At 66.3% G+C, this 17,886-nt stretch carries 18 protein-coding genes; 12 read left to right on the top strand and 6 right to left on the bottom strand.

The features are described from left to right. Positions 1-35: 35 nt before the first annotated feature. Together ACCC97_RS07695 and ACCC97_RS07690 are read right to left on the bottom strand one after the other, a co-directional pair. Positions 36-1,259: a CaiB/BaiF CoA transferase family protein gene (locus ACCC97_RS07695; protein WP_413332105.1), complete on the bottom strand. Its 1,224-nt coding sequence runs from the start codon at positions 1,257-1,259 to the stop codon at positions 36-38. A gap of 19 nt (positions 1,260-1,278) precedes the next feature. After that, positions 1,279-2,298, bottom strand: coding sequence for a Bug family tripartite tricarboxylate transporter substrate binding protein (locus ACCC97_RS07690; RefSeq protein WP_413332103.1), 1,020 nt, complete (start codon positions 2,296-2,298; stop codon positions 1,279-1,281). Positions 2,299-2,595: 297 nt separating this feature from the next. On the opposite strand from ACCC97_RS07690, the gene ACCC97_RS07685 reads away from it, so the two are divergent. From ACCC97_RS07685 to ACCC97_RS07675, 3 genes are read left to right on the top strand one after another with little or no spacing between them, the layout of a single operon-like run. Further along, positions 2,596-4,209: a cytochrome P450 gene (locus ACCC97_RS07685; protein WP_413332101.1), complete on the top strand. Its 1,614-nt coding sequence runs from the start codon at positions 2,596-2,598 to the stop codon at positions 4,207-4,209. Beyond that, positions 4,206-5,657: an aldehyde dehydrogenase family protein gene (locus ACCC97_RS07680; RefSeq protein WP_413332099.1), complete on the top strand. Its 1,452-nt coding sequence runs from the start codon at positions 4,206-4,208 to the stop codon at positions 5,655-5,657. The genes ACCC97_RS07685 and ACCC97_RS07680 overlap by 4 nt, the downstream gene beginning before the upstream one ends. 30 nt (positions 5,658-5,687) lie before the next feature. Continuing rightward, a complete protein-coding gene (locus ACCC97_RS07675; protein WP_413332097.1) occupies positions 5,688-6,482 on the top strand; it encodes an SDR family NAD(P)-dependent oxidoreductase in 795 nt (264 codons plus the stop codon). On the opposite strand, the gene ACCC97_RS07670 is transcribed toward ACCC97_RS07675, so the two are convergent. After that, positions 6,475-7,500 (bottom strand): AraC family transcriptional regulator ligand-binding domain-containing protein, encoded by a 1,026-nt coding sequence (locus tag ACCC97_RS07670; protein ID WP_413332095.1) that lies wholly within the window; start codon positions 7,498-7,500, stop codon positions 6,475-6,477. The genes ACCC97_RS07675 and ACCC97_RS07670 overlap by 8 nt on opposite strands. Continuing rightward, on the bottom strand, positions 7,497-8,393 hold the full coding sequence (locus ACCC97_RS07665) for a helix-turn-helix domain-containing protein (RefSeq protein ID WP_413332094.1): 897 nt from the start codon (positions 8,391-8,393) through the stop codon (positions 7,497-7,499). The genes ACCC97_RS07670 and ACCC97_RS07665 overlap by 4 nt, the downstream gene beginning before the upstream one ends. A 130-nt stretch (positions 8,394-8,523) precedes the next feature. Here ACCC97_RS07665 and ACCC97_RS07660 point away from each other — a divergent pair, with 130 nt between their 5' ends. Genes ACCC97_RS07660 through ACCC97_RS07620 form a run of 9 tightly spaced genes read left to right on the top strand, consistent with a single transcriptional unit; the run spans position 8,524 to position 15,858 of the window. Further along, positions 8,524-9,441, top strand: coding sequence for a branched-chain amino acid ABC transporter permease (locus tag ACCC97_RS07660; RefSeq protein ID WP_413332092.1), 918 nt, complete (start codon positions 8,524-8,526; stop codon positions 9,439-9,441). A gap of 8 nt (positions 9,442-9,449) precedes the next feature. After that, positions 9,450-10,532: a branched-chain amino acid ABC transporter permease gene (locus tag ACCC97_RS07655; protein ID WP_413332090.1), complete on the top strand. Its 1,083-nt coding sequence runs from the start codon at positions 9,450-9,452 to the stop codon at positions 10,530-10,532. Next, on the top strand, positions 10,525-11,223 hold the full coding sequence (locus ACCC97_RS07650) for an ABC transporter ATP-binding protein (protein WP_413332088.1): 699 nt from the start codon (positions 10,525-10,527) through the stop codon (positions 11,221-11,223). Before ACCC97_RS07655 ends, ACCC97_RS07650 begins: the two co-directional genes overlap by 8 nt. Then, complete coding sequence (locus tag ACCC97_RS07645) at positions 11,220-11,915, top strand: ABC transporter ATP-binding protein (RefSeq protein ID WP_413332086.1); 696 nt, start codon at positions 11,220-11,222, stop codon at positions 11,913-11,915. Before ACCC97_RS07650 ends, ACCC97_RS07645 begins: the two co-directional genes overlap by 4 nt. 30 nt (positions 11,916-11,945) lie before the next feature. Next, positions 11,946-13,124 carry an ABC transporter substrate-binding protein gene (locus tag ACCC97_RS07640; protein ID WP_413332084.1) on the top strand — a complete coding sequence of 393 codons (1,179 nt, stop codon included), beginning with the start codon at positions 11,946-11,948 and terminating at the stop codon, positions 13,122-13,124. A 5-nt stretch (positions 13,125-13,129) separates the two neighbouring features. Next, positions 13,130-13,969, top strand: coding sequence for an SDR family NAD(P)-dependent oxidoreductase (locus tag ACCC97_RS07635; RefSeq protein WP_413332082.1), 840 nt, complete (start codon positions 13,130-13,132; stop codon positions 13,967-13,969). Further along, complete coding sequence (locus tag ACCC97_RS07630; RefSeq protein ID WP_413332080.1) at positions 13,966-14,928, top strand: zinc-dependent alcohol dehydrogenase; 963 nt, start codon at positions 13,966-13,968, stop codon at positions 14,926-14,928. The genes ACCC97_RS07635 and ACCC97_RS07630 overlap by 4 nt, the downstream gene beginning before the upstream one ends. Continuing rightward, positions 14,925-15,248: a 2Fe-2S iron-sulfur cluster-binding protein gene (locus tag ACCC97_RS07625; protein ID WP_413332078.1), complete on the top strand. Its 324-nt coding sequence runs from the start codon at positions 14,925-14,927 to the stop codon at positions 15,246-15,248. The genes ACCC97_RS07630 and ACCC97_RS07625 overlap by 4 nt, the downstream gene beginning before the upstream one ends. A 40-nt stretch (positions 15,249-15,288) precedes the next feature. Beyond that, on the top strand, positions 15,289-15,858 hold the full coding sequence (locus ACCC97_RS07620; protein ID WP_413332076.1) for a cupin domain-containing protein: 570 nt from the start codon (positions 15,289-15,291) through the stop codon (positions 15,856-15,858). 10 nt (positions 15,859-15,868) lie between these two features. Here the strand turns inward: ACCC97_RS07620 and ACCC97_RS07615 are convergent, their stop codons facing one another. Both ACCC97_RS07615 and ACCC97_RS07610 read right to left on the bottom strand, forming a co-directional pair. Further along, positions 15,869-16,747, bottom strand: a complete 879-nt coding sequence (locus ACCC97_RS07615; RefSeq protein ID WP_413332074.1) for a crotonase/enoyl-CoA hydratase family protein — start codon at positions 16,745-16,747, stop codon at positions 15,869-15,871. Then, on the bottom strand, positions 16,744-17,883 hold the full coding sequence (locus tag ACCC97_RS07610; RefSeq protein ID WP_413332072.1) for an acyl-CoA dehydrogenase family protein: 1,140 nt from the start codon (positions 17,881-17,883) through the stop codon (positions 16,744-16,746). Before ACCC97_RS07610 ends, ACCC97_RS07615 begins: the two co-directional genes overlap by 4 nt. Positions 17,884-17,886: the final 3 nt, after the last annotated feature.

Here is a 17,886-nt window from a genome sequence, read left to right as displayed (position 1 = left end):
GTTGCAACTCGACTGGGCGACGCCCGTGATACGTATCAAGGCTGCGCCTGCATGCCGGCCACCACACCATCGCGTCGCAAGCGCACGATCTCGTCGGTGCTGAACCCGTTCGCTGCCAGCACGGCATCGCTGTGCTCGCCCACCTCCGGCGCGCGTTGGGGCTTGCACTTCGTCACCCCGTCGATCTGAAACGGGCTGTCGATCGTGAAATCGGCGCCGTCGACCCCTGCGGCCGGAACGATCGCACAGGCATGGCGCGCCTGCACGTCGTTGGCGACGTCGATAGGGCGGGAGACGACAGACACGGTGAAGCCCGCCGACTCGAAGCGCTGCTGCCAATCCTGCGCGGTGCGCTGTAGGAACACCGAGTCCAGTTCGAGCGTCAGGGCCGCAGCATTCGTGCGCCGCTGGGCCAGCGCTGCGAACCGGGCGTCCAATGCCAGATCATGGATGCCCATGATCGAGACAAACGCAGGCCACAGACGTTCTTCGGCGACCATGGCGATCGAAAACCAGCGCTCGTCTGCGCAAAGGTAGAAATTGCTCAGTGCACTGCGAGGTTGCTCGCGGGGTTGTCGATAACGGATCTCCGCGCCGCACAGCGCAGCCTGCACCACGGTGCCATTGGCCCAGATCCCGTTGGCGAGGAGCGACGTGCTGACGTAAGCGCCTTCACCGGTGCGCTCGCGACGAAACAGGGCGGTCACGATGGCGCCGAACAGGGTGCTCGCGGTCGGATGGTCGCCCGCTGCCAGAGCCGGGGCCACGGGTGCGGCGTCTGCGTCGGCGCGCGTGATATCGGTCAGACCCGAGCGCGCAAAGTAGGCGGTTGCATCGAAACCCAGCCGATGTGCTTCAGGCCCCGTTTCGCCGTACCCCGTGACCGATGCGTAGACGAGGCGCGGGTTTGCGCTTCGCAGCACACCAGGGTCCAGGCCGATGCGAGAGCGCACCGCCAGGGGATAGTTCGTGATCAACACATCGGCGGAAGCCGCCAGCCGATGCAAAACGGCCTGGCCTTCCTCGGTCTTCAGATCGAGCGCGAGCCCCTTCTTGTTGCGGGAAGGAAAGGACCAGCCGTAGTTGTGCACGGACTGGGGAACGTTCGGCAGCGAGGAGAGCAGGCGCTGCCCGTCCCCCGCGCCCGGTGGTTCGATCTTGATGACCTCGGCGCCGAAATCCGACAGGATCGTCGCGGCGGCGGGCGCCGCGATATAGCTGGCGACATCTAGCACCTTGATGCCGTGAAAAACTGTCATTGCGCGGTGTTCCTTCTGCTCACTCGATGCGGATCGAGCTGTCTTTCTTGATGGCGACCCACTCCAGCCTGGCTTTCTTCATCACCTCCAGGAAAGCTGCAGGACTGAGTGGCGCGGCCACTTCCAGCGCGTTGTTGGCCATGTCCTTGCGAAACTCCGGCGTGTTCATGATCTTGTTGATGACCGCGCTGAGTCGATCAACGACAGCCTGCGGCGTGCGCGCCGGCGCGAAGATGCCGCAGAAGGTTTCCGTTGTCATGCCCGGAACGCCGAGTTCCTCGAAGGTCGGTACGTCGGGCAGCCCCTTCCAGCGGGTACGCCCGGAAGCGGCCAGCGCGCGAAGCCGGCCGTCGCGTCCGTACTGGGCCGCAGTCGTGCTGGAGACGACTGCGGCATTCAGGCGCCCGCTCATCAGGTCGGGGATCAGCGGCGCCTCGCCCTTGTACGGGATGTGGTTCATCGTGAAGCCAGCGCTGCGCCCCAGCATCTCGCCGAAGAAGTGCGAGCTCGACGCATGGCCTGTGGTCCCGAAGCTGAGGGGGGCCTTGGAGGCCTTTGCCTGCTGGATGAAACTTGCCAAGGTCTTCGGGCCTTCAGACGGCACCGCCCATATTGCCGCGATCTCGTAGAGGCGGGCTACCGGTGCAAAGTCTTTCAGCGCGTCGTACGTGACGTTGGGCAATACGACCGGGTTGCTGACGAGCGCGGTCATGTTCAGTAACAGCGTGTAGCCGTCGGCAGGCGCGCGGGCGACCAGGTTGGTGCCGATCAGCGAATTGGCGCCAGGACGGTTGTCGATGATGACCGGCTGTCCGAGTTCGGCTTCCATGCGGCGAGCCAGGGAGCGCGCCACGGAGTCGGTCTGTCCGCCTGCAGGAAAAGGCAGGACGATCGTGATCGCCTTCGAGGGCCAAGGGGCGTCCTGTGCGATAGCAGTACTAAGCGTCGGCAAGGACGCTGCCAATGCAAGAAGCTGGCGGCGATTGATTGTCATGGTGTCTCCATTTTTTTGAAGAGCTGCGGGTCTGATGCCCTGCATGCCTCGGGCGCGCGGAACGACTGATCCGCCGACGGTCAGTGTGGGCCCCCGATGCAGCGCGCTCAATGACAAATGAACGCAAACTCGTTGGCAGGAATGCGCAGCCGGTAGACGCCTCGAAAAAAGGCAATTCGGCCAGCGCGACGGACGCTTGCGGTCATGGATCGCGTGGCATGCGCGATCTAACCTGCACCGCGTTCAAACGGAGAAATTCATGCGTTCCGCTCACGGCAAAGCCTCGATCGCGTCGGTGTTGGTGTTCGGCGCCAACAACTATGTCGGTCGCCCGCTGGCGCAATGGATCGCCGACAACGATTCCTGTGTCCGGCTCCGGCCAGCGGCTGCCGCCTCAAAGTGCGCGCCGGACAGAGCGCCGCGCAGGCTTTGCAGGATGCCGGCGTGTCGCTGGCGATGTCTTGCGAGCGGCGCATCTGCGGCACTTGCAGGGCCCCGGTGCTCGCCGGGACGCCCGGCCACTGCGACCACTACTTCACCGAGGCCGACCGGCAGCGCAACGACTGCTTCATGCCGTGCTGCTCGCGCGCGCTCGGCGCGCAGTTGCGGACCGACCTCTGCATTTTTCCCACCGACCACACCACCAAGGAGACACCCCCGATGAGCCTTTCAGAACTCGATGGCGAGATCGCCAGCCACCAGCTCTACGCCGATCCCACGCGGATGCATACGGTTTTCGACCGGCTGCGCAGCGAAGATCCCCTGCACTGGACTGAGGCGCCCGGCCATCCGCCGTTCTGGGCCGTGAGCAGGCATGCGGATGTGGTCGAGATCGGCAAGCATCCCGACGTGTTCATTGCCGCGCCCAAGACTTTCCTGATGAACGAGGAAGACCTGCGCATCCGCGTCGCCGAGACGGCGACCACCGGCGGCAAGATGGTGCGCACGATGATTCACATGGACGAGCCGGATCACAAGAAGTACCGAGGGCTGACTCAGCCGTTCTTCATGCCGGCCAACATCAAGCGGCTGGAGGCCATCATCCAGGACCGCGCGCAGGCGCTGGTCGGCAAGATGCTCGAACGCAGGGATGCGTGCGAGTTCTGCAACGAGATTGCAGTGTGGTTTCCGCTGCAGATCATCATGACCTTGCTCGCGGTGCCTGAAAGCGACCACGCCTATCTGCTCAAGCTCACGCAGCAGTTCCTCGCCCCCAAGGACCCGACGCTCAGGCGCGACGGGCCTGAAGCCCAGGGCAAGGGTGCGGTGGCGCGCGAGTATTTCGCCTACTTCGGCAAGATGCTCGCCGAGCGCCGCGCTGCGCCGCCCGCCGACGATCTGGGTTCGCTCATCGCGCACGCGCAGGTCGACGGCGAGCCGCTGGGAATGATGGAGGCAGTGTCGTACTACGTGATCATTGCAACGGCGGGGCATGACACCACAAGCTCGTCGATGGGCAGCGGCCTCTACAACCTGCTGCGCCAGGAGGGCGAGCTGGAGCGCCTGCGCGCACGGCCGGAAATGATGGCGTCGGCGGTGGAAGAGATGTTTCGTCACGGCAGCCCGGTGAAGCACTTCGTGCGCACGGCCGTGCGCGACTACGAAATGCGCGGCAAGACCATCCGCGCCGGCGATGAAGTGGCCCTGATGTACCACTGCGCGAATTTCGACGAGGAGATGTTCGCGGATGCGCGGGCCTTTCGCATCGACCGTGCGCCCAACCGGCAGATCGCCTTCGGCTTCGGCGTGCATGCGTGCCTGGGCCAGAACCTGGCGCGCAGCAGCATGCGCGCCTTCTTCAATGAACTGCTGGCACGCACGGCAGACATCGAACTGGTGGGTGAGCCTTCTTTCATCGCGAGCAACCAGGTCGGCGGACTGAAGGCGCTGCATGTGCGTGTGACGCCTGCAACGGCGACGGCGAAGGCCGCGGCGGATGCAGGAGCGCCCGCATGACAACGAGCCCAACAACGAACCCGATGACGAAGGAGATGGCTGTGCCGGCCATGACCATCGGTGGCCGATCGGTGCAGGGTGCCGGACGGTTCGAGGTGATCGACCCCGCGACTGGCCGGGTGATCGCGCAGGCGCCCGATGCGAGCGGCGAACAGCTCGATGCCGCGGTACGGGCCGCGCGTGAAGCCCTGCCAGCCTGGGCCGCGCGGCCACGGCGCGAGCGCCAGGGGCTGCTGGCCGAGGTGGCTGGGGTCTACATGGCGAACCAGGAGGAACTGGCGCGCCTGCTGACCAAGGAGCAGGGAAAGCCGCTCGCGCGCGCCCGCTCGGAGGTGGCGGTGGCCGCACACTGGTATGCCGAGTTCGCGAAGATGGAGCTGCCCGAACTGGTGCTGCAAGACACGCCGCAGGCGTATGTGGCGGTGCGCCGCGTGCCGGTGGGTGTGGTTGGCGCGATGGTGCCGTGGAACTTCCCGGTCGTGCTCGCGGCCTGGAAGATCGCGCCGGGCCTGTTGACGGGCAACACCATGGTGCTCAAGCCCTCGCCGTTCACGCCGCTGACCACGCTGCGGCTGGGCGAACTGCTGCAGGCAGTGCTGCCGCCCGGCGTGCTCAACATTGTGAGTGGCGGCGAGGCTTTGGGGCCGCGCATGTCGGCGCATGCCGGATTCGACAAGCTGTCGTTCACCGGCTCTTCCGCCACCGGGCGCGCCGTGATGCGCAGCGCGTCGGGCACGCTCAAGCGCCTCACGCTGGAGTTGGGCGGAAACGACGCCGCCATCGTTATGCCCGACGTCGATGTCGACGCGGTAGCGAAGGCGTTGTTCTGGGGCGCTTTCGTCAACAGCGGGCAGATCTGCATTGCCGCCAAGCGCATCTACATCCACGAAGCCATCTACTGGCGAATGGCGCAGGCCTTCGTTGCGCTGGCCGCTTCCACCCGCATGGGGCCCGGCGACGCGGAAGGCGTGGAGCTCGGGCCGGTGCAGAACCGTCGCCAGTTCGACCGGCTGCGCGAGCTGCTGGCCGATTGCCAGCAGCGCGGATTGCGGCTGCTGTGCGGCGGCGAGCCCGTGCCGGGCCCGGGCTTGTTCTTTCCTGTCACGCTGGTCGACAACCCACCGGACGATGCCCGCATCGTGCGGGAGGAGCCCTTCGGGCCGATCCTTCCGCTGCTGAAGTTCCGCGACGTTGACGAGGTGATCGCGCGCGCCAACGACTCCGAGTTCGGCCTGGCCGGTTCGGTCTGGTGCCGCGACGAAGCGCTGGCGCTGGGCATCGCGCGGCGGCTGGAGACCGGCACGGTTTGGATCAACGAGATACAGACCGCCTCGCCGCACAAGCCCATGGCTGGGCACAAGCAATCGGGCCTGGGTGTCGAGAACGGCCTGGAAGGGCTGATGAGCTACACGCAGCCGCAGACGATTTCGCTCAAGCGCGCCGGTTGAAATCCTGCAATTTACACACGAGAACTCACCATGCAACTGAAAGACAAAGTCATCCTGGTCACCGGCGCCGCGAGCGGCATCGGCCGCCAGACCTGCCTGACCTTGGCCGCTGCCGGCGCACGCATCTTCACGAGCGACCTGAACGGTGCGGGTGCCGCCGAGACGGCCGCGCGTATCGAGGCCGAAGGCGGCCGCGCCGCGAGCTTTGCGCACGACGTGACCGACGCCGACGCCTGGCAGCGCGTGATCGCCGAGATCGAACGCCAGGCCGGACGGCTCGACGGCCTGGTCAACAGCGCGGGCCTGATGATCGTGCGCCCGTTCAAAGACACGGACTTCGCGCTCTATCGCCAGCAACAAGCGGTGAATGTCGACAGCGTGTGGCTGGGTTGCCAGGCCGCACAGGCACTAATGGCAAAAACCGCCGCGCTTGGAAAAGGGGCGTCGATCGTAAACCTCTCCTCCATCCTGGGGCAGAAGGGCGGCAGCATGCACTCGGCTTACTGCACGTCCAAAGGCGCGGTGCGGCTGATGAGCAAGGCCCTGGCGGTCGAGCTGGGCCGGTCACAGATCCGAGTGAACTCGGTGCATCCGGGCCTGGTGGAAACGCCGCTGGGCATCGGCTCGATGCAGGACTTGATCAGCCACGGCGTGCCGTTGCCGTCCATCGAGGCTGCGGTGGGCATGGTGGCGCAGCGCACGCCGCTGGGTCGCATGGCTCAGCCGCTGGACGTAGCGAACGTGATCGCCTTCCTCTGCGCGGACGAGTCGGCCTACGTCACAGGCACCGAGCTGACGGTGGACGGCGGCTACAGCATCAATTGAACGAGACGTCGGCGCGCTGACGCCGGTAGTCGAGTGGCGTCAGGCCGGTCGCGCGCTTGAACGCCCGGTGGAAGGCACTGGGCTCCGAGAAGCCCAGCCTGTAGCCCACCTGAGCCACGCTCAGCTGCGGGTGGTTCAAAAGCCGCATGGCGGTGTCGCGCCGCAGCGCGTCCACGATGGCGCGGTAGCTCTGGCCTTCCTCGTGCAGCCGGCTGCGCAGCACCTTGGCCGTCTGACCCATGGTGGCTGCCAGAGCGGTCAGGCTCGGCAGTTGGGCGATGTCCCAGCGCCGAAGGCAGCGGCGCACCTGAAGGGCCAGCGGCACATCTTCTTGATAGGGCGCGAGGCGACGCAAGGGCCAATGGAGGAAGAAGATCTTCAGGCCCCGCATGTCGGCGATCAACCGTGCATCGAGCCAGCGTGCGTCGAACACGATCCGGCTTTTCCCGGTGTGGTGAACGGGCGCCTCGAACAGGCTGTCGGCTGGCGCGAAGTCGGGGTGCGAGGCCGGCAGCGACACCTCGCGCAAGGCGATCGGCCGCTGCACCATCCACGACATCAGCCCGATCGCGCCGTAGAGCAGCACTAGATGACCGGTCGCGCGGTAGGTATCGGGGGGCGTGAGGTCCACGATCTCCAGCGTGGCGGTGTTGTCGTCAACGCGCAGTCGTGGCGCGAAGTCGTCGATCAGCAGCCGATAGAGGCTGCAGCCCAACCGCATCGCTTCGCCGAGGTTCGCGCAACGCAACATCTGCTGGGCCACGAGAAGGAAGGTGCCGGGGCGCACCGGATGCTTGCCAAGCGCCATCATCTCGTCGCGCAAGGAACGCTGCAGGCCGCGCAGCGCGCGCGCGAACTGAACCAGCGTCACCACATGCAGTGGGTCGGCAAGTTGAGTAGACGTGAGGTGACAGCGGCGCAGCAACTCTTCGGTGTCGCAGCCCCTGGCCTGGGCGGGCGCGAGCAGCAGCCGCAAATAGCGAAGTGCCACGCCGTCGCTGGATGCGTTGGGCTTCATGCACCAGCGGCGTGGGAGGTTCGCTGGTTGCGCCACACGCTGGGCGGCGCGCCGAAATGGCGCTTGAAACTGCGCGTGAGGTGGCTCTGGTCGGCGAAGCCGGTCTCCCAGGCGATCTCGGCGACCGAGCGCGTGGGCTGTTCGAGAAGTTCGCACGCGCGCTGCAGACGCAGCTTCAGCACATGCTGGTGTGGTGAACAGTCGAAGGTGTTGCGAAAGAGCCGGCTGAAACGGTCGACACTCAGGTTCTCCTGACGTGCCAACGTGGCCACCGGCAGCGCCGTCGCCAGGTTCGACGCGATGAAGCTGGTGATGTTGCGTCGCCGCACCATGTCGAAACAGGCCGGTGCCGCCGGCTGTGGTGCCGGCTCTGCGTGGCGGCGCACGAGCCGCACCGCGAGCTGCTGTGCGAGCGACTTCACCATGAGGTCGGCGCCGGGTTCTTCCGAGGCAGCTTCGCGCGCGATTGCATGGACCAGGCCCAGCATGTCGTCGTCGCGCGCCTGAACGCAGTCGCGCAGCCGCCATCCGCCGGCCTTCGGGCCGTGGATATCGGCGATCACACGGTCCAGCAAGTGCGACGACAGATAGATCTGAATGGCGCTGGAAGGCTCGTCCCAGCTCCATTCGCTGCCGGTGTTGCAGTCCTTCAACGCGAGTTCACCCGGTGCCACGCGAGCTGCTATTTCGCGACCTGCGAAGCGGCGCGCCACGCGGGGTGCGCCGTCGACATAGGCGATCACGGTGTGGCTGCGCAGGTGCATGTAGACGCTGGTCGGTTCGCATCGCACGCCGCGCAGGGCTATGTCGTCCCAGCCGCGCCCGACGCCGTCAAGCCACACCTCGCAGGGGAGGTGCCGCAACAGTTCCGAGGGATGGACGGGAGATTTCATGCGCTTTCGGGGTGGGTCATTCATGCGGATACAAAAGTGAGTATGTTGATGGTAGAACCATTGTTCGATTGGTATAAACCCGGGCGGTGAATACGCGCAGGTACGGAATGTTCATGGCCAAACACGTTCTTTGTTCAAGACCGGTTCGGCGCGAAAACCTAAATTTGGCGCCGCCATGGAACCTTCTCAACTCTTCAATTTGTCGGTGCTCGCGAACGCCCTGGCGTTGGCGTCGCTCCTGACCATCCTGTCCAGCGGGCTCGCGCTGATCTTCGGTTTGCGCGACGTCATGAATTTCGCTCACGGGGCGCTGTACATGGCGGGGGCCTATCTGGGCTTCACCCTCACCACGGTGCTCAACTTCTGGGTCGCACTGCTGATGGTCCCGCTGATGTTGGCAGTGGTGGGTGTGGTTTTTGAACTCGCGGTGCTGCGGCCTCTGCGCAACCGTTCGCACATGGACCTGGCGCTGATCACTTTCGGGCTGGCGCTCATCATCGGCAAGGGCGTGACGTTGGCCTGGGGCACGCAGCCGCTGCCGGTCGCTGCCCCTGCGGTGCTGGCCGGATCGGTCGATATCTTCGGCGAGTTGTACCCGGTCTATCGGCTGTTCCTGATTGCGGTGGGCTTTGGCACCTGCGCGGCGCTGGCGCTGTGGTTGCGCTTCTCGCGTTCCGGCATGCATGTGCGCGCAGTGAGTGTGCGGCCCGACGTGGCGCGGATGATGGGCGTGAACACGGACAGGCTCGGGTTCGTTGTGGTCTGCCTCGGCACTGGTTTCGCGGGCCTGGCCGGTGTGCTCGCGGGGCCTTACCTGTCGGTAGACCCGGGGATGGGGGCTTCGGTGCTCATCAGTTGCCTGATCGTGGTGGTGGTGGGAGGCCTCGGCAGCATCGGCGGCGCCATTGCAGCGGCCGTGGTGTACGGGTTCATCCAGGTGGCGGGCTCCATCGTGCTGCCCGGTGTTGCGGTATTGGCCCCGTACCTGTTGCTGTTCGTCGTGCTTCTGGTGCGGCCTCAGGGTTTTGGGAAGGGGAGGGTCGGATGAGCGCCCCCATGAACATTGCGCCGATGGTTGCCTCCGCCGCTGTGACTCGGCAACCTGTCGCGCGACTGACGCGAACGCGCGATGCGCTCACATTGCGTGCCGTGCTGGTGTGTGCGGTGGTGGCAGCGGGGCTGTTGCTGCCGAAGCTGATGGGGGGCAGCTTCTACATGGGCCTGCTCACGCAGGCTGCGATCCTCGCCGTGGCCGCCGTCGGCGTGGGCTTTCTCATGCACCAGTGTGGGTTGGTGATGTTTGGCGTTGCTGGTCTGTCCGGCGGGGCCACCTACCTGGTGGCGCTGTCCTCGGTGCAATGGGGTTGGGGGGCCTCGGCCTCCGCGCTATTCGGGCTGCTGGGCGCCACGGCGGCCGCTGCGCTGGTCGGCGCGCTGATCGTGCGGGCCAAGCCGCTGCCGTTCGCGATGCTGACGCTCGCGCTGGCGCAGATGTTGAGGCAACTGGTGTCGATCACCGGCTTGAGACATGTGACGGGTGGGGACGACGGGATCAGCATCGCCTTGCACGGCAGCGTGCTGGGCATGACGCAGGCCGAGTTGTCGCAGCCCGCATTGTTCTGGCCGGTGGCCTGGCTCACGTTGTGTGGCTCAATGCTGCTGGTCTGGGCGGCGGGGCGCTCGCGCCTGGGCATGGTGCTGCGAGCGATCCGCGCCAACGACGAACGCATGCGCTTTTCGGGCTTCGACACCTATCTGCCGCGGCTGGCGGCGTTCGTGCTGGCCGGGTTCATCATCGCCTCGGCGGGGCTTCTGACGGCGCTGCACACCGCCTTCGCATCGCCCGAGTTACTGGACTTCGGCACGGGTGGCAATACGCTGGTGGCCACCATCATCGGCGGCGCCGGCACGGTGTTCGGCCCAGTGCTCGGGAGCCTGCTGTTCGCCTTCGGTCAGGACCGCTTTGGCGCTAGTGGCCACCTGGAGCTTTTTACCGGCATTGCCGTGGTGTGCGTGATCGCCGCATTCCCGAGCGGACTGGCTGGATTCCTGCAGGGCTTGAAGGCGCGTGCTCTCAACTTGCGCGCCGGCCCAAAAGGTCATCCTTCTACCCAGACCGAGGTGTCGCACGATGCTTGAGATCAAGAACCTCTGCGTGAGCTATGGCAGCGTTCGCGCGCTCGACGAGGTGAACCTTCGCATGGCCGCAGGCGGACTGCTGCACGGAATCATCGGGCCCAACGGCGCGGGAAAGTCGACGTTGATGGACGCCATCACGGGCTGTGCACGGCCCACGCGCGGCACCGTGCGGATGAATGGCGTGGATCTGACGCGTCGGCCGGTGGCCTGGCGCCGTCGCCACGGCATGTCACGCTCGTTTCAGCGAACCAGCATTTTCCCGGGGCTCACGGTGCGCGAGCAGTTGGAGCTGGTGGCTTCGCAACTCGGCGAGCGCGACCTGCGCGGCATCGTTCTGGCGCTGGACCTCGGGGCGGTCTACGAACGCCAGGCCGACAGCATCGCCTACGGCGACCAGCGTCGCGTTGACATCGCGCTGGCCCTGATCGGCCACCCGCAACTGATCCTGCTCGACGAACCGGCGGCGGGCCTGTCGACGGCCGAAACGGTGTCGCTATTCGACCACCTGTCGACGCTCACCGCGCAGCGCGGCGTGAGCGCGATCGTGGTCGAGCACGACGTGGATGCGGTGTTCCGCTTCTGCGCGCAAATCACCGCGCTCGACCTGGGGCGGGTACTGGTCACCGGCACGCCCGCTGAGGTGCGCGCTGATGCGCGGGTGATCGCGGCCTACCTGGGGAGCGCAGCATGAGCTTTGTGCAGATGCGGGGCGTTCATGCGGGCTACGGCAACGCCGTGGTGCTGCGCAACGTCGATCTCGAAGTGGACGAGGGCGAGTCGATGGCCATCGTGGGAAAGAACGGCGCGGGCAAATCGACCTTGCTTCAGTCCTTCTTCGGCGGCTCCACGGTGCGCGCGGGCAGTCTGCGCGTCGGCGGCGTCGAGTTGTCTGGGCGGCCGCATTACCTGGCCTGCAAGCACGGCATCTCGCTGTCGCCGCAAGGCCGGATGATCCTGCCGAATCTCAGCGTGCGCGAGAACCTCAGGCTTGGTGAGGCCGCAGGCCGCCGCGGCCACTGGACGCTGGCGAAGATCTACGGCCTGTTCCCGATCCTCGAGGAGCGACAGGCCAGCCCAGGCACCGCGCTCAGCGGCGGCCAGCAACAGATGCTGGCGGTGGGCCGTGCGCTGCTCGCCAACCCGCGCGTGCTGATGCTCGACGAACCCTCCGAAGGACTGTCGCCTCTTCTGGTCGATGAGCTGGCCGCCGTGCTTGGCCAGATCACTCGGGCCGGCACCGGCCTTTTGGTGGTGGAGCAACACCTGAGCCTGGTGCGCCGCGTCACGCAGCGCTTCGTGGTCATGGCCAAAGGCGAAATCATCGACCGGGGCCGCACCGCCGACATCGACACCGAGCAGCACCGCCAGGCGCTCGCGTTCTAGCGACCCGTTTACAACACGCAGGAGACAGACATGATTCGACAACTGTTCAAGGGAGTTGCGCTGGCCCTCGCGCTGGCCGGCGCGACGGGGGCCGCGGAACCGATCAAGGTTGGCCTGGTGCTGATCGACAGCGGCCCCTTCGCCTCCAACTACGGCATGGGCGATGCCGCCAGGCTCGCTGTGGACATGCTCAATGCGCAAGGCGGTGCAGTGGGGCGCAAGTTCGAGCTCGCGGTGCAGACGCACCCCGGCACGCCAGCGGGCGCCATCGCGGCGGCCACGCGGGTCGTGCAGCAGGACGGCGCATCGTTCTTCACCGGCATGTTCTTCTCGTCGATGTCGCTGGCGCTCGGGCCACGTCTGCAGGGTCTGAACGCGTTAATGATCGACTCGAACTCCCAGTCGGACGAACTGATCGGCAAGAGCTGCAGGGCCAACTACTTCCGCACGGCCGCCAACGACGGCGCGGTGATCAATTCTTTTCGTTCGTTCCTGGCGAAGAGCGATGCGAAGACTTGGAACATCATGGCCATCGACTTCGCCGGCGGCCACGATTTCGCTCGCAAATTTTCCGCCATGGTGAAGGAGCGCGGCGGCAGTGTGGGCCTGACGCTGTTCAACCCGCTGGGCACTGCCGATTTCGGCAGCTATATCTCGCAACTCGGCGGCAAGCCTGCTGACGGACTTGCGGTGATGGTGGTCGGCAATGACGCCATCACCTTCGCCAAGCAACAGCAGCAGTTCGGCTTGCTGGCCAAGTACCGCACGGTGCTCTCCAACACCTTCACCAACGACATCGTGCTCGGCGCGCAAGGCGACAGCACCCTGGGCGTGGTCGCGGGCATCAGCTATCTCGCCAGTCTGCCGGGCGAGCGGAACGCGGCTTTCGTGAAGGCCTTCGAGAGCCGCTACAAGCGCCGCCCGAATTTCATTGAAGCCGACGTTTTTGTGACTTTCGAGCTGTTGCAGGCGGCCATTACCAAAGCCGGATCGACCGAGGTGCCTGCGGTGCGCTCCGCACTGGCCGGGCTCAAGAGCGACACGATCTTCGGGAACGTCGAGATGCGCGCTGCCGACCATCAACTGGTGCGCCAGATGCTCATGGCGCAGGTGGTGAAGGGCGAGGACGGCAAGCCTGCCTTTGCGATCCGCTCGGTCTACCCCGGCCCGGCGAATACCCCGGCGCCGGACGGCGATTGCAAGCTCTGAATCCCATGACCGAGCGACGTCTTGAAGGATTGGTGGCGCTGATTACCGGCGCCGGATCGGGCATCGGTGCGGCGGTGGCGCGGCGCCTGGTCGCCGACGGCGCTGCGGTGGTGCTGGCCGACGTGGCGCAGGAGGCGGTTACCGCCGTGGCCGCCTCGCTGGGCGCTCGCGCTCTGGCGGTGACCGCGGACGCAAGCTCCGAGCCCGACATGCAGCACGCCGTGGCGCAGGCGGTGGAGCGCTTCGGTGCGCTGCACATCGGCGTGAACGCGGCCGGTTTCGGCATATCGGCCGAAGTGCTCGATATGGACCTCGAACACTGGAACGATGTGATGCGCGTGACGCTCGGCGGTGTGTTCGTCTCCTGCAAGACGCAGGCACGACAGATGGTGCGGCAGGGCGGTGGCGGGGTGGTGATCAACATAGCCTCGACCAATGCGCTTCAGCCCGCCGAGGGTCTTGGCGCCTATTGCGCAGCGAAGGCTGGCGTCGCCATGTTCACCCGCGTGGCGGCGCTGGAGTTGGCGCAGCACGGCGTGCGGGTGGTGGGGGTGGGGCCGGGCCTCACGCAGACCCCGGCCACGCGTCGCTTTCTGGAGTCTCCTGCTGCGAGCGAGGCCTATCTGGCCAACATTCCGGCCGGCCGGCCTGCACGGGCGGAGGAGATCGCGAGCATGGTCGCCTACCTCGCTTCGCCCGAGGCCGCCTACATCACCGCCGATACTTTCTACGTCGACGGTGGGCTGCTCACGCGCAACTACCCCACGCTCGCTGAACGCAGGCTCACGGGCTATGAGGGAGCGGATTTTCTGAAAACCCTAGAGCGGGAGCGTGCTGCTCGATGAAAGCCCTGGTCTATGAAGGCGCGCAGCGACTGCGCCTGCGCGAGATGGCGCAACCCGAAACGGGGCCCGGCGAGGTGGTGGTGAGGGTGGCGGCCGTCGGCGTGTGCGGTTCGGACCTGGGTCTGGTGCGCGACGGGGTGCCGGCTATCACACCGCCGCTGGTGCTCGGCCACGAATTCGGCGGCTGGCGCGAAGACAGCGGCGAATTCGTGGTGGTCCACCCGATGCTGTTTTGTGGCCATTGTGCGATGTGTCAGGCCGGTCGCACGCAGTTGTGCGCCGACCGCAAGGTGCTCGGTTTTCGCCGGCCCGGCGGCTATGCCGAACGGGTAGCAGTGCCCGCAGTCAACCTCGTGCCGGCACCCGGCCTCGGTGCGGTGCGCGCGGCGCTGGTCGAACCGGCGGCCAACGGGCTGCATGCGTGGCGACGCACCGGCAGTCCAGGCGGCCCGGTTGCGATCATCGGGGCCGGATCGGTGGGCCTGTCCTTGTTGCATGTGCTGCGCGAGAAAGGTTTGGGCGATATCACGGTGGTTGATATAGCGCCCCAACGACTTGCACACGCCAAGACTCTGGGGGCACGCCACGTGGCGGCTGCATTGACGCCCGAAAGCCGCTATGAGGCAGTGTTCGATGCTGCCGGCACACGTGCGACCCGCGCTGCTGCCGTGACAGCCGCCATGCCCGGCGGGAGCGTGGCGCTGATTGGCCTGCACGACGATGTACTGCAACTCTCTGCCGGCGCGTTGGTGGTGGGCGACAAGACCGTCTGCGGCTGTTTTGCATACACACGCGCCGAATTCGAGGAAGCGGCCCAACTTGTGCAAAACATTTCCACTGACTGGGTGCGCAGCGTGCCGATCGACGAATCGGAGGCCGCCTTTGAGGCTCTGCTGCGGGGCACAGGCCCCGTGTCGCACGGCAAGACGCTGATTGCGTTCGAGGCTGACCGCGCATGACCCGGATCACCTTCGTCGAGCACGGTGGCGCCTTGCACACCATCACTGCCCAACTGGGCCAATCTGTCATGCAAGCGGCTGTCGAACACAGCGTACCTGGCATCGATGCGGACTGCGGCGGCGCGTGTGTATGCGCCACCTGCCACGTGCACGTAGATGCACCCTGGCGAGAGCGGCTTGCATCGCCGGGCGATGTGGAGTCTTCGATGCTGGAGTTCGCGGTCGGCGTTGAGCCGCAGACGTCGCGACTGTCTTGTCAGATTCTCGTGACCGAGTCGCTGGACGGTCTGGTCGTGCGCTTGCCTCGCACGCAGCGCTAGACCGCCGACCGTCGATTCAACTTTCAATAAGGAGCAACGCGTGACAGACACCCATATCGCCCCGACCCCCGATGGGCAGGCATTGCGCCGGAGTACGGGCCGCATCGAGATCTTTCGGGCTGCCCAATCGCGCACGCTCCAGGAGGCGGGGATGATGCACGCCGAGCCGCCGCCCGCGGAGCGTGAGCCGCTGAATGCGCTGTTCGCGCAGGCTGTCGGTGCCGGCACCTCGTCACGCGTTCTCTTCAGTGCTCCGGGCGCTTCGGGATTCAGCCTGGTGTATGCCTGGTTCAAGAGCAACTACCCGCTACCCACCCATTCGCACAACACGCCGTGCCTCTACTACGTGGTCGCAGGCGAGCTGTTGCTCGGCACGCAAAGGCTGGGAGCGGGCGACGGTTTCTTTGTCCCGGCCAACGCCAACTATGCCTACCAGGCCGGCCCGAATGGGGTGGAGGTGCTGGAGTTTCGAGACAGCAGCGCGTTCGACTTTGTGATGCGCGGCGCCACGCTGCCGATGTGGGAGCGAATGGCCGCCATCTGCAGCGCGAACCTCGAACAGTGGGCGAACGAGTCGCCGCCGGCGCGACGCTCGGAAGGGTTGGGCTGAAGCCGGACCGTCAGGCGGAGAAAGGCGGCTCGGTCCACCACGGGTAGAAGTCCGGCATGCCCGTGCTGACCTTGTCCGGGAAGCGGGCGGGCCGCTTCTGCTTGAACGAAGTAACGCCTTCCGTGGCGTCGGTCGAGGCCCCACGCGCCTGCAGCGCTGCACTTTCCAGGCGGTGCGCCTCCATCGGGTGGCCGGCGCCGAGCATGCGCCACATCAGTTGCCGCGTGAGTGCCACCGACACAGGCGCGGCGTTGTCTGCGATGTCCAGTGCCAATGCTTGTGCGTGCATGAGCAGTTCGCCGGGCTCGCACACCTGGCTCACGAGTCCGCCCGTCGCAGCTTCGGCGGCGTCGAAAACCTTGCCGCCCAGGCTCCATTCGAGCGCCTTCGAGATGCCCGCCACGCGGGGCAGAAACCAACTGGCACACGCATCGGGCACGATGCCGCGTCGTGCAAAGACGAAGCCGAAGTGCGCCTCGGTGGAGGCGATGCGCACGTCCATCGGCAGCAGCATCGAGGCACCGATGCCCACGGCGGCGCCGTTGATCGCACCGATCAGCGGCTTGGTGCAGGCGAACAGACGCAGCGCGAGCACCCCGCCGCCATCGCGCCCAGGCGTCTCGCCAGGCTCGGGCGTGCGCGAGACCGAGCGGGTGTCGAAGGCATCAACGCCATCGGACAGATCGAATCCGGCGCAGAAGGCTCGACCTGCGCCAGTCACGACGATGGCGCGCACCCGGTCGTCCGCATCCGCGTAGTCAAGCGCCGTACACAATTCGCGCCGCATGACGCGCGTCATGGCGTTCAACTTGTCGGGCCTGTGCAGCGTGAGCGTGAGTACTGGGCCCGACAAATCCCAGCGCAAGGTCTCGAAGCTTGGAGTGCTCACTCCAGTGTCAGTGCGGCCAATTTCGTGGCTTGGGCATCCACGTCGCCGAAGAGCTGATCGATCAACGTGATGCGTCGCAGGCAGTGGCCCACGGCGTATTCCTCGGTCATGCCGATGCCGCCGTGCAGCTGGATGGCGGCGTGGCAGACCGTTCTGCCATGGCGTCCGATCATGAGCTTGGCGCGGGCCAGGTCGGCGCGGGCCTCGGGGGCGTCGAGATCGTCCGCGGAGATGGCGGCCACCAGCGCCATGCTGCGGCACATCTCGAGGCTGACGAGCATCTCGGCGGCCCGGTGGCGCAGCGCCTGGTTTTCTCCGATCAACCGGTCGAACTGCTTGCGGGTGTGCAGGTAGTCGATGGCGAGTCGGTAGGCCGATTCCATCGCACCCACCGCGTCGGCGCACACTGCGGCGATGCCGAAGGCCAGCGTGCCGTCGATCGCTCGGCGCGCGCGTGCGCTGTCGTGCGGGTCGCCTAGGGGCAATGCCTTTACTGCGTCGAAAGTGAGCTCTCCTGCGACCGTGTCGTCCACCAGGCGGTGCGCGCGGCAATGCAGGCCGCGGGCGTTGGCCTCGACCAAGAACAAGGCGACGCCGTCGGCGTTGTCCGGTGCGCCAGCGATTCGAGCGCTGACCACCAGGTGGTGCGCCGAGGGAGCGTGCAGCACATTGCACTTGCCGCCGTCGAGGCGCCAGTGCGCGCCTTCGGGCCGCGCGGAGGTTTCGACCCACAGCGGCGCGTGGTGCGCGGCCGGCTCATCGTGCGCCCAGGCGAGGCGGACCTCTCCACTGGCGACATCGGGCAGCAGCCGCGCCTGCACGGCGTCGTCGCCGGCCAGCCGCAACGCGGTGGCACCGAGTACCACCGAGGCAAGCATCGGTTCCATCGAAAGCGCCTGGCCCAGTGCCTGCATCACGGGCAGCAGGTCGACCGCGCCGGCGCCGAAGCCGCCATGGGCCTCAGGCAGGGGCAGGGCGGTGAGGCCCAGTTCGGCCAGCTGTTGCCAGACGGGTTGGCTCCAGCCGTTGTTGGAGGCGGCCACCGCGCGCCGCTGCTCGAAGCTGTAGACGTCGGCCAACAAACGGGACAGGCTGCTCTGTAGCGCCTGCTGCTCTTCATTGAGTTCGAAGTTCATGCG

This window comes from Variovorax sp. Varisp85 (genome assembly GCF_047304045.1).
GTDB lineage: Bacteria > Pseudomonadota > Gammaproteobacteria > Burkholderiales > Burkholderiaceae_C > Variovorax.
The sequence above is the reverse complement of the archived record's forward strand: the minus strand, read 5'-3'. Positions and strand labels throughout refer to the sequence as shown.

Excerpts from the sequence above, each read along its gene's own strand:
- ACCC97_RS07675 (WP_413332097.1), top strand. The coding sequence starts at position 5,688 with ATGCAACTGAAAGACAAAGTCATCCTGGTCACCGGCGCCGCGAGCGGC.
- ACCC97_RS07655 (WP_413332090.1), top strand. The coding sequence starts at position 9,450 with ATGAACATTGCGCCGATGGTTGCCTCCGCCGCTGTGACTCGGCAACCT.
- ACCC97_RS07680 (WP_413332099.1), top strand. The coding sequence starts at position 4,206 with ATGACAACGAGCCCAACAACGAACCCGATGACGAAGGAGATGGCTGTG.
- ACCC97_RS07665 (WP_413332094.1), bottom strand. The coding sequence starts at position 8,393 with ATGAAATCTCCCGTCCATCCCTCGGAACTGTTGCGGCACCTCCCCTGC.
- ACCC97_RS07685 (WP_413332101.1), top strand. The coding sequence starts at position 2,596 with ATGGATCGCCGACAACGATTCCTGTGTCCGGCTCCGGCCAGCGGCTGC.
- ACCC97_RS07640 (WP_413332084.1), top strand. The coding sequence starts at position 11,946 with ATGATTCGACAACTGTTCAAGGGAGTTGCGCTGGCCCTCGCGCTGGCC.
- ACCC97_RS07670 (WP_413332095.1), bottom strand. The coding sequence starts at position 7,500 with ATGAAGCCCAACGCATCCAGCGACGGCGTGGCACTTCGCTATTTGCGG.
- ACCC97_RS07695 (WP_413332105.1), bottom strand. The coding sequence starts at position 1,259 with ATGACAGTTTTTCACGGCATCAAGGTGCTAGATGTCGCCAGCTATATC.
- ACCC97_RS07650 (WP_413332088.1), top strand. The coding sequence starts at position 10,525 with ATGCTTGAGATCAAGAACCTCTGCGTGAGCTATGGCAGCGTTCGCGCG.
- ACCC97_RS07610 (WP_413332072.1), bottom strand. The coding sequence starts at position 17,883 with ATGAACTTCGAACTCAATGAAGAGCAGCAGGCGCTACAGAGCAGCCTG.
- ACCC97_RS07630 (WP_413332080.1), top strand. The coding sequence starts at position 13,966 with ATGAAAGCCCTGGTCTATGAAGGCGCGCAGCGACTGCGCCTGCGCGAG.
- ACCC97_RS07690 (WP_413332103.1), bottom strand. The coding sequence starts at position 2,298 with ATGCAGGGCATCAGACCCGCAGCTCTTCAAAAAAATGGAGACACCATG.
- ACCC97_RS07625 (WP_413332078.1), top strand. The coding sequence starts at position 14,925 with ATGACCCGGATCACCTTCGTCGAGCACGGTGGCGCCTTGCACACCATC.
- ACCC97_RS07635 (WP_413332082.1), top strand. The coding sequence starts at position 13,130 with ATGACCGAGCGACGTCTTGAAGGATTGGTGGCGCTGATTACCGGCGCC.
- ACCC97_RS07645 (WP_413332086.1), top strand. The coding sequence starts at position 11,220 with ATGAGCTTTGTGCAGATGCGGGGCGTTCATGCGGGCTACGGCAACGCC.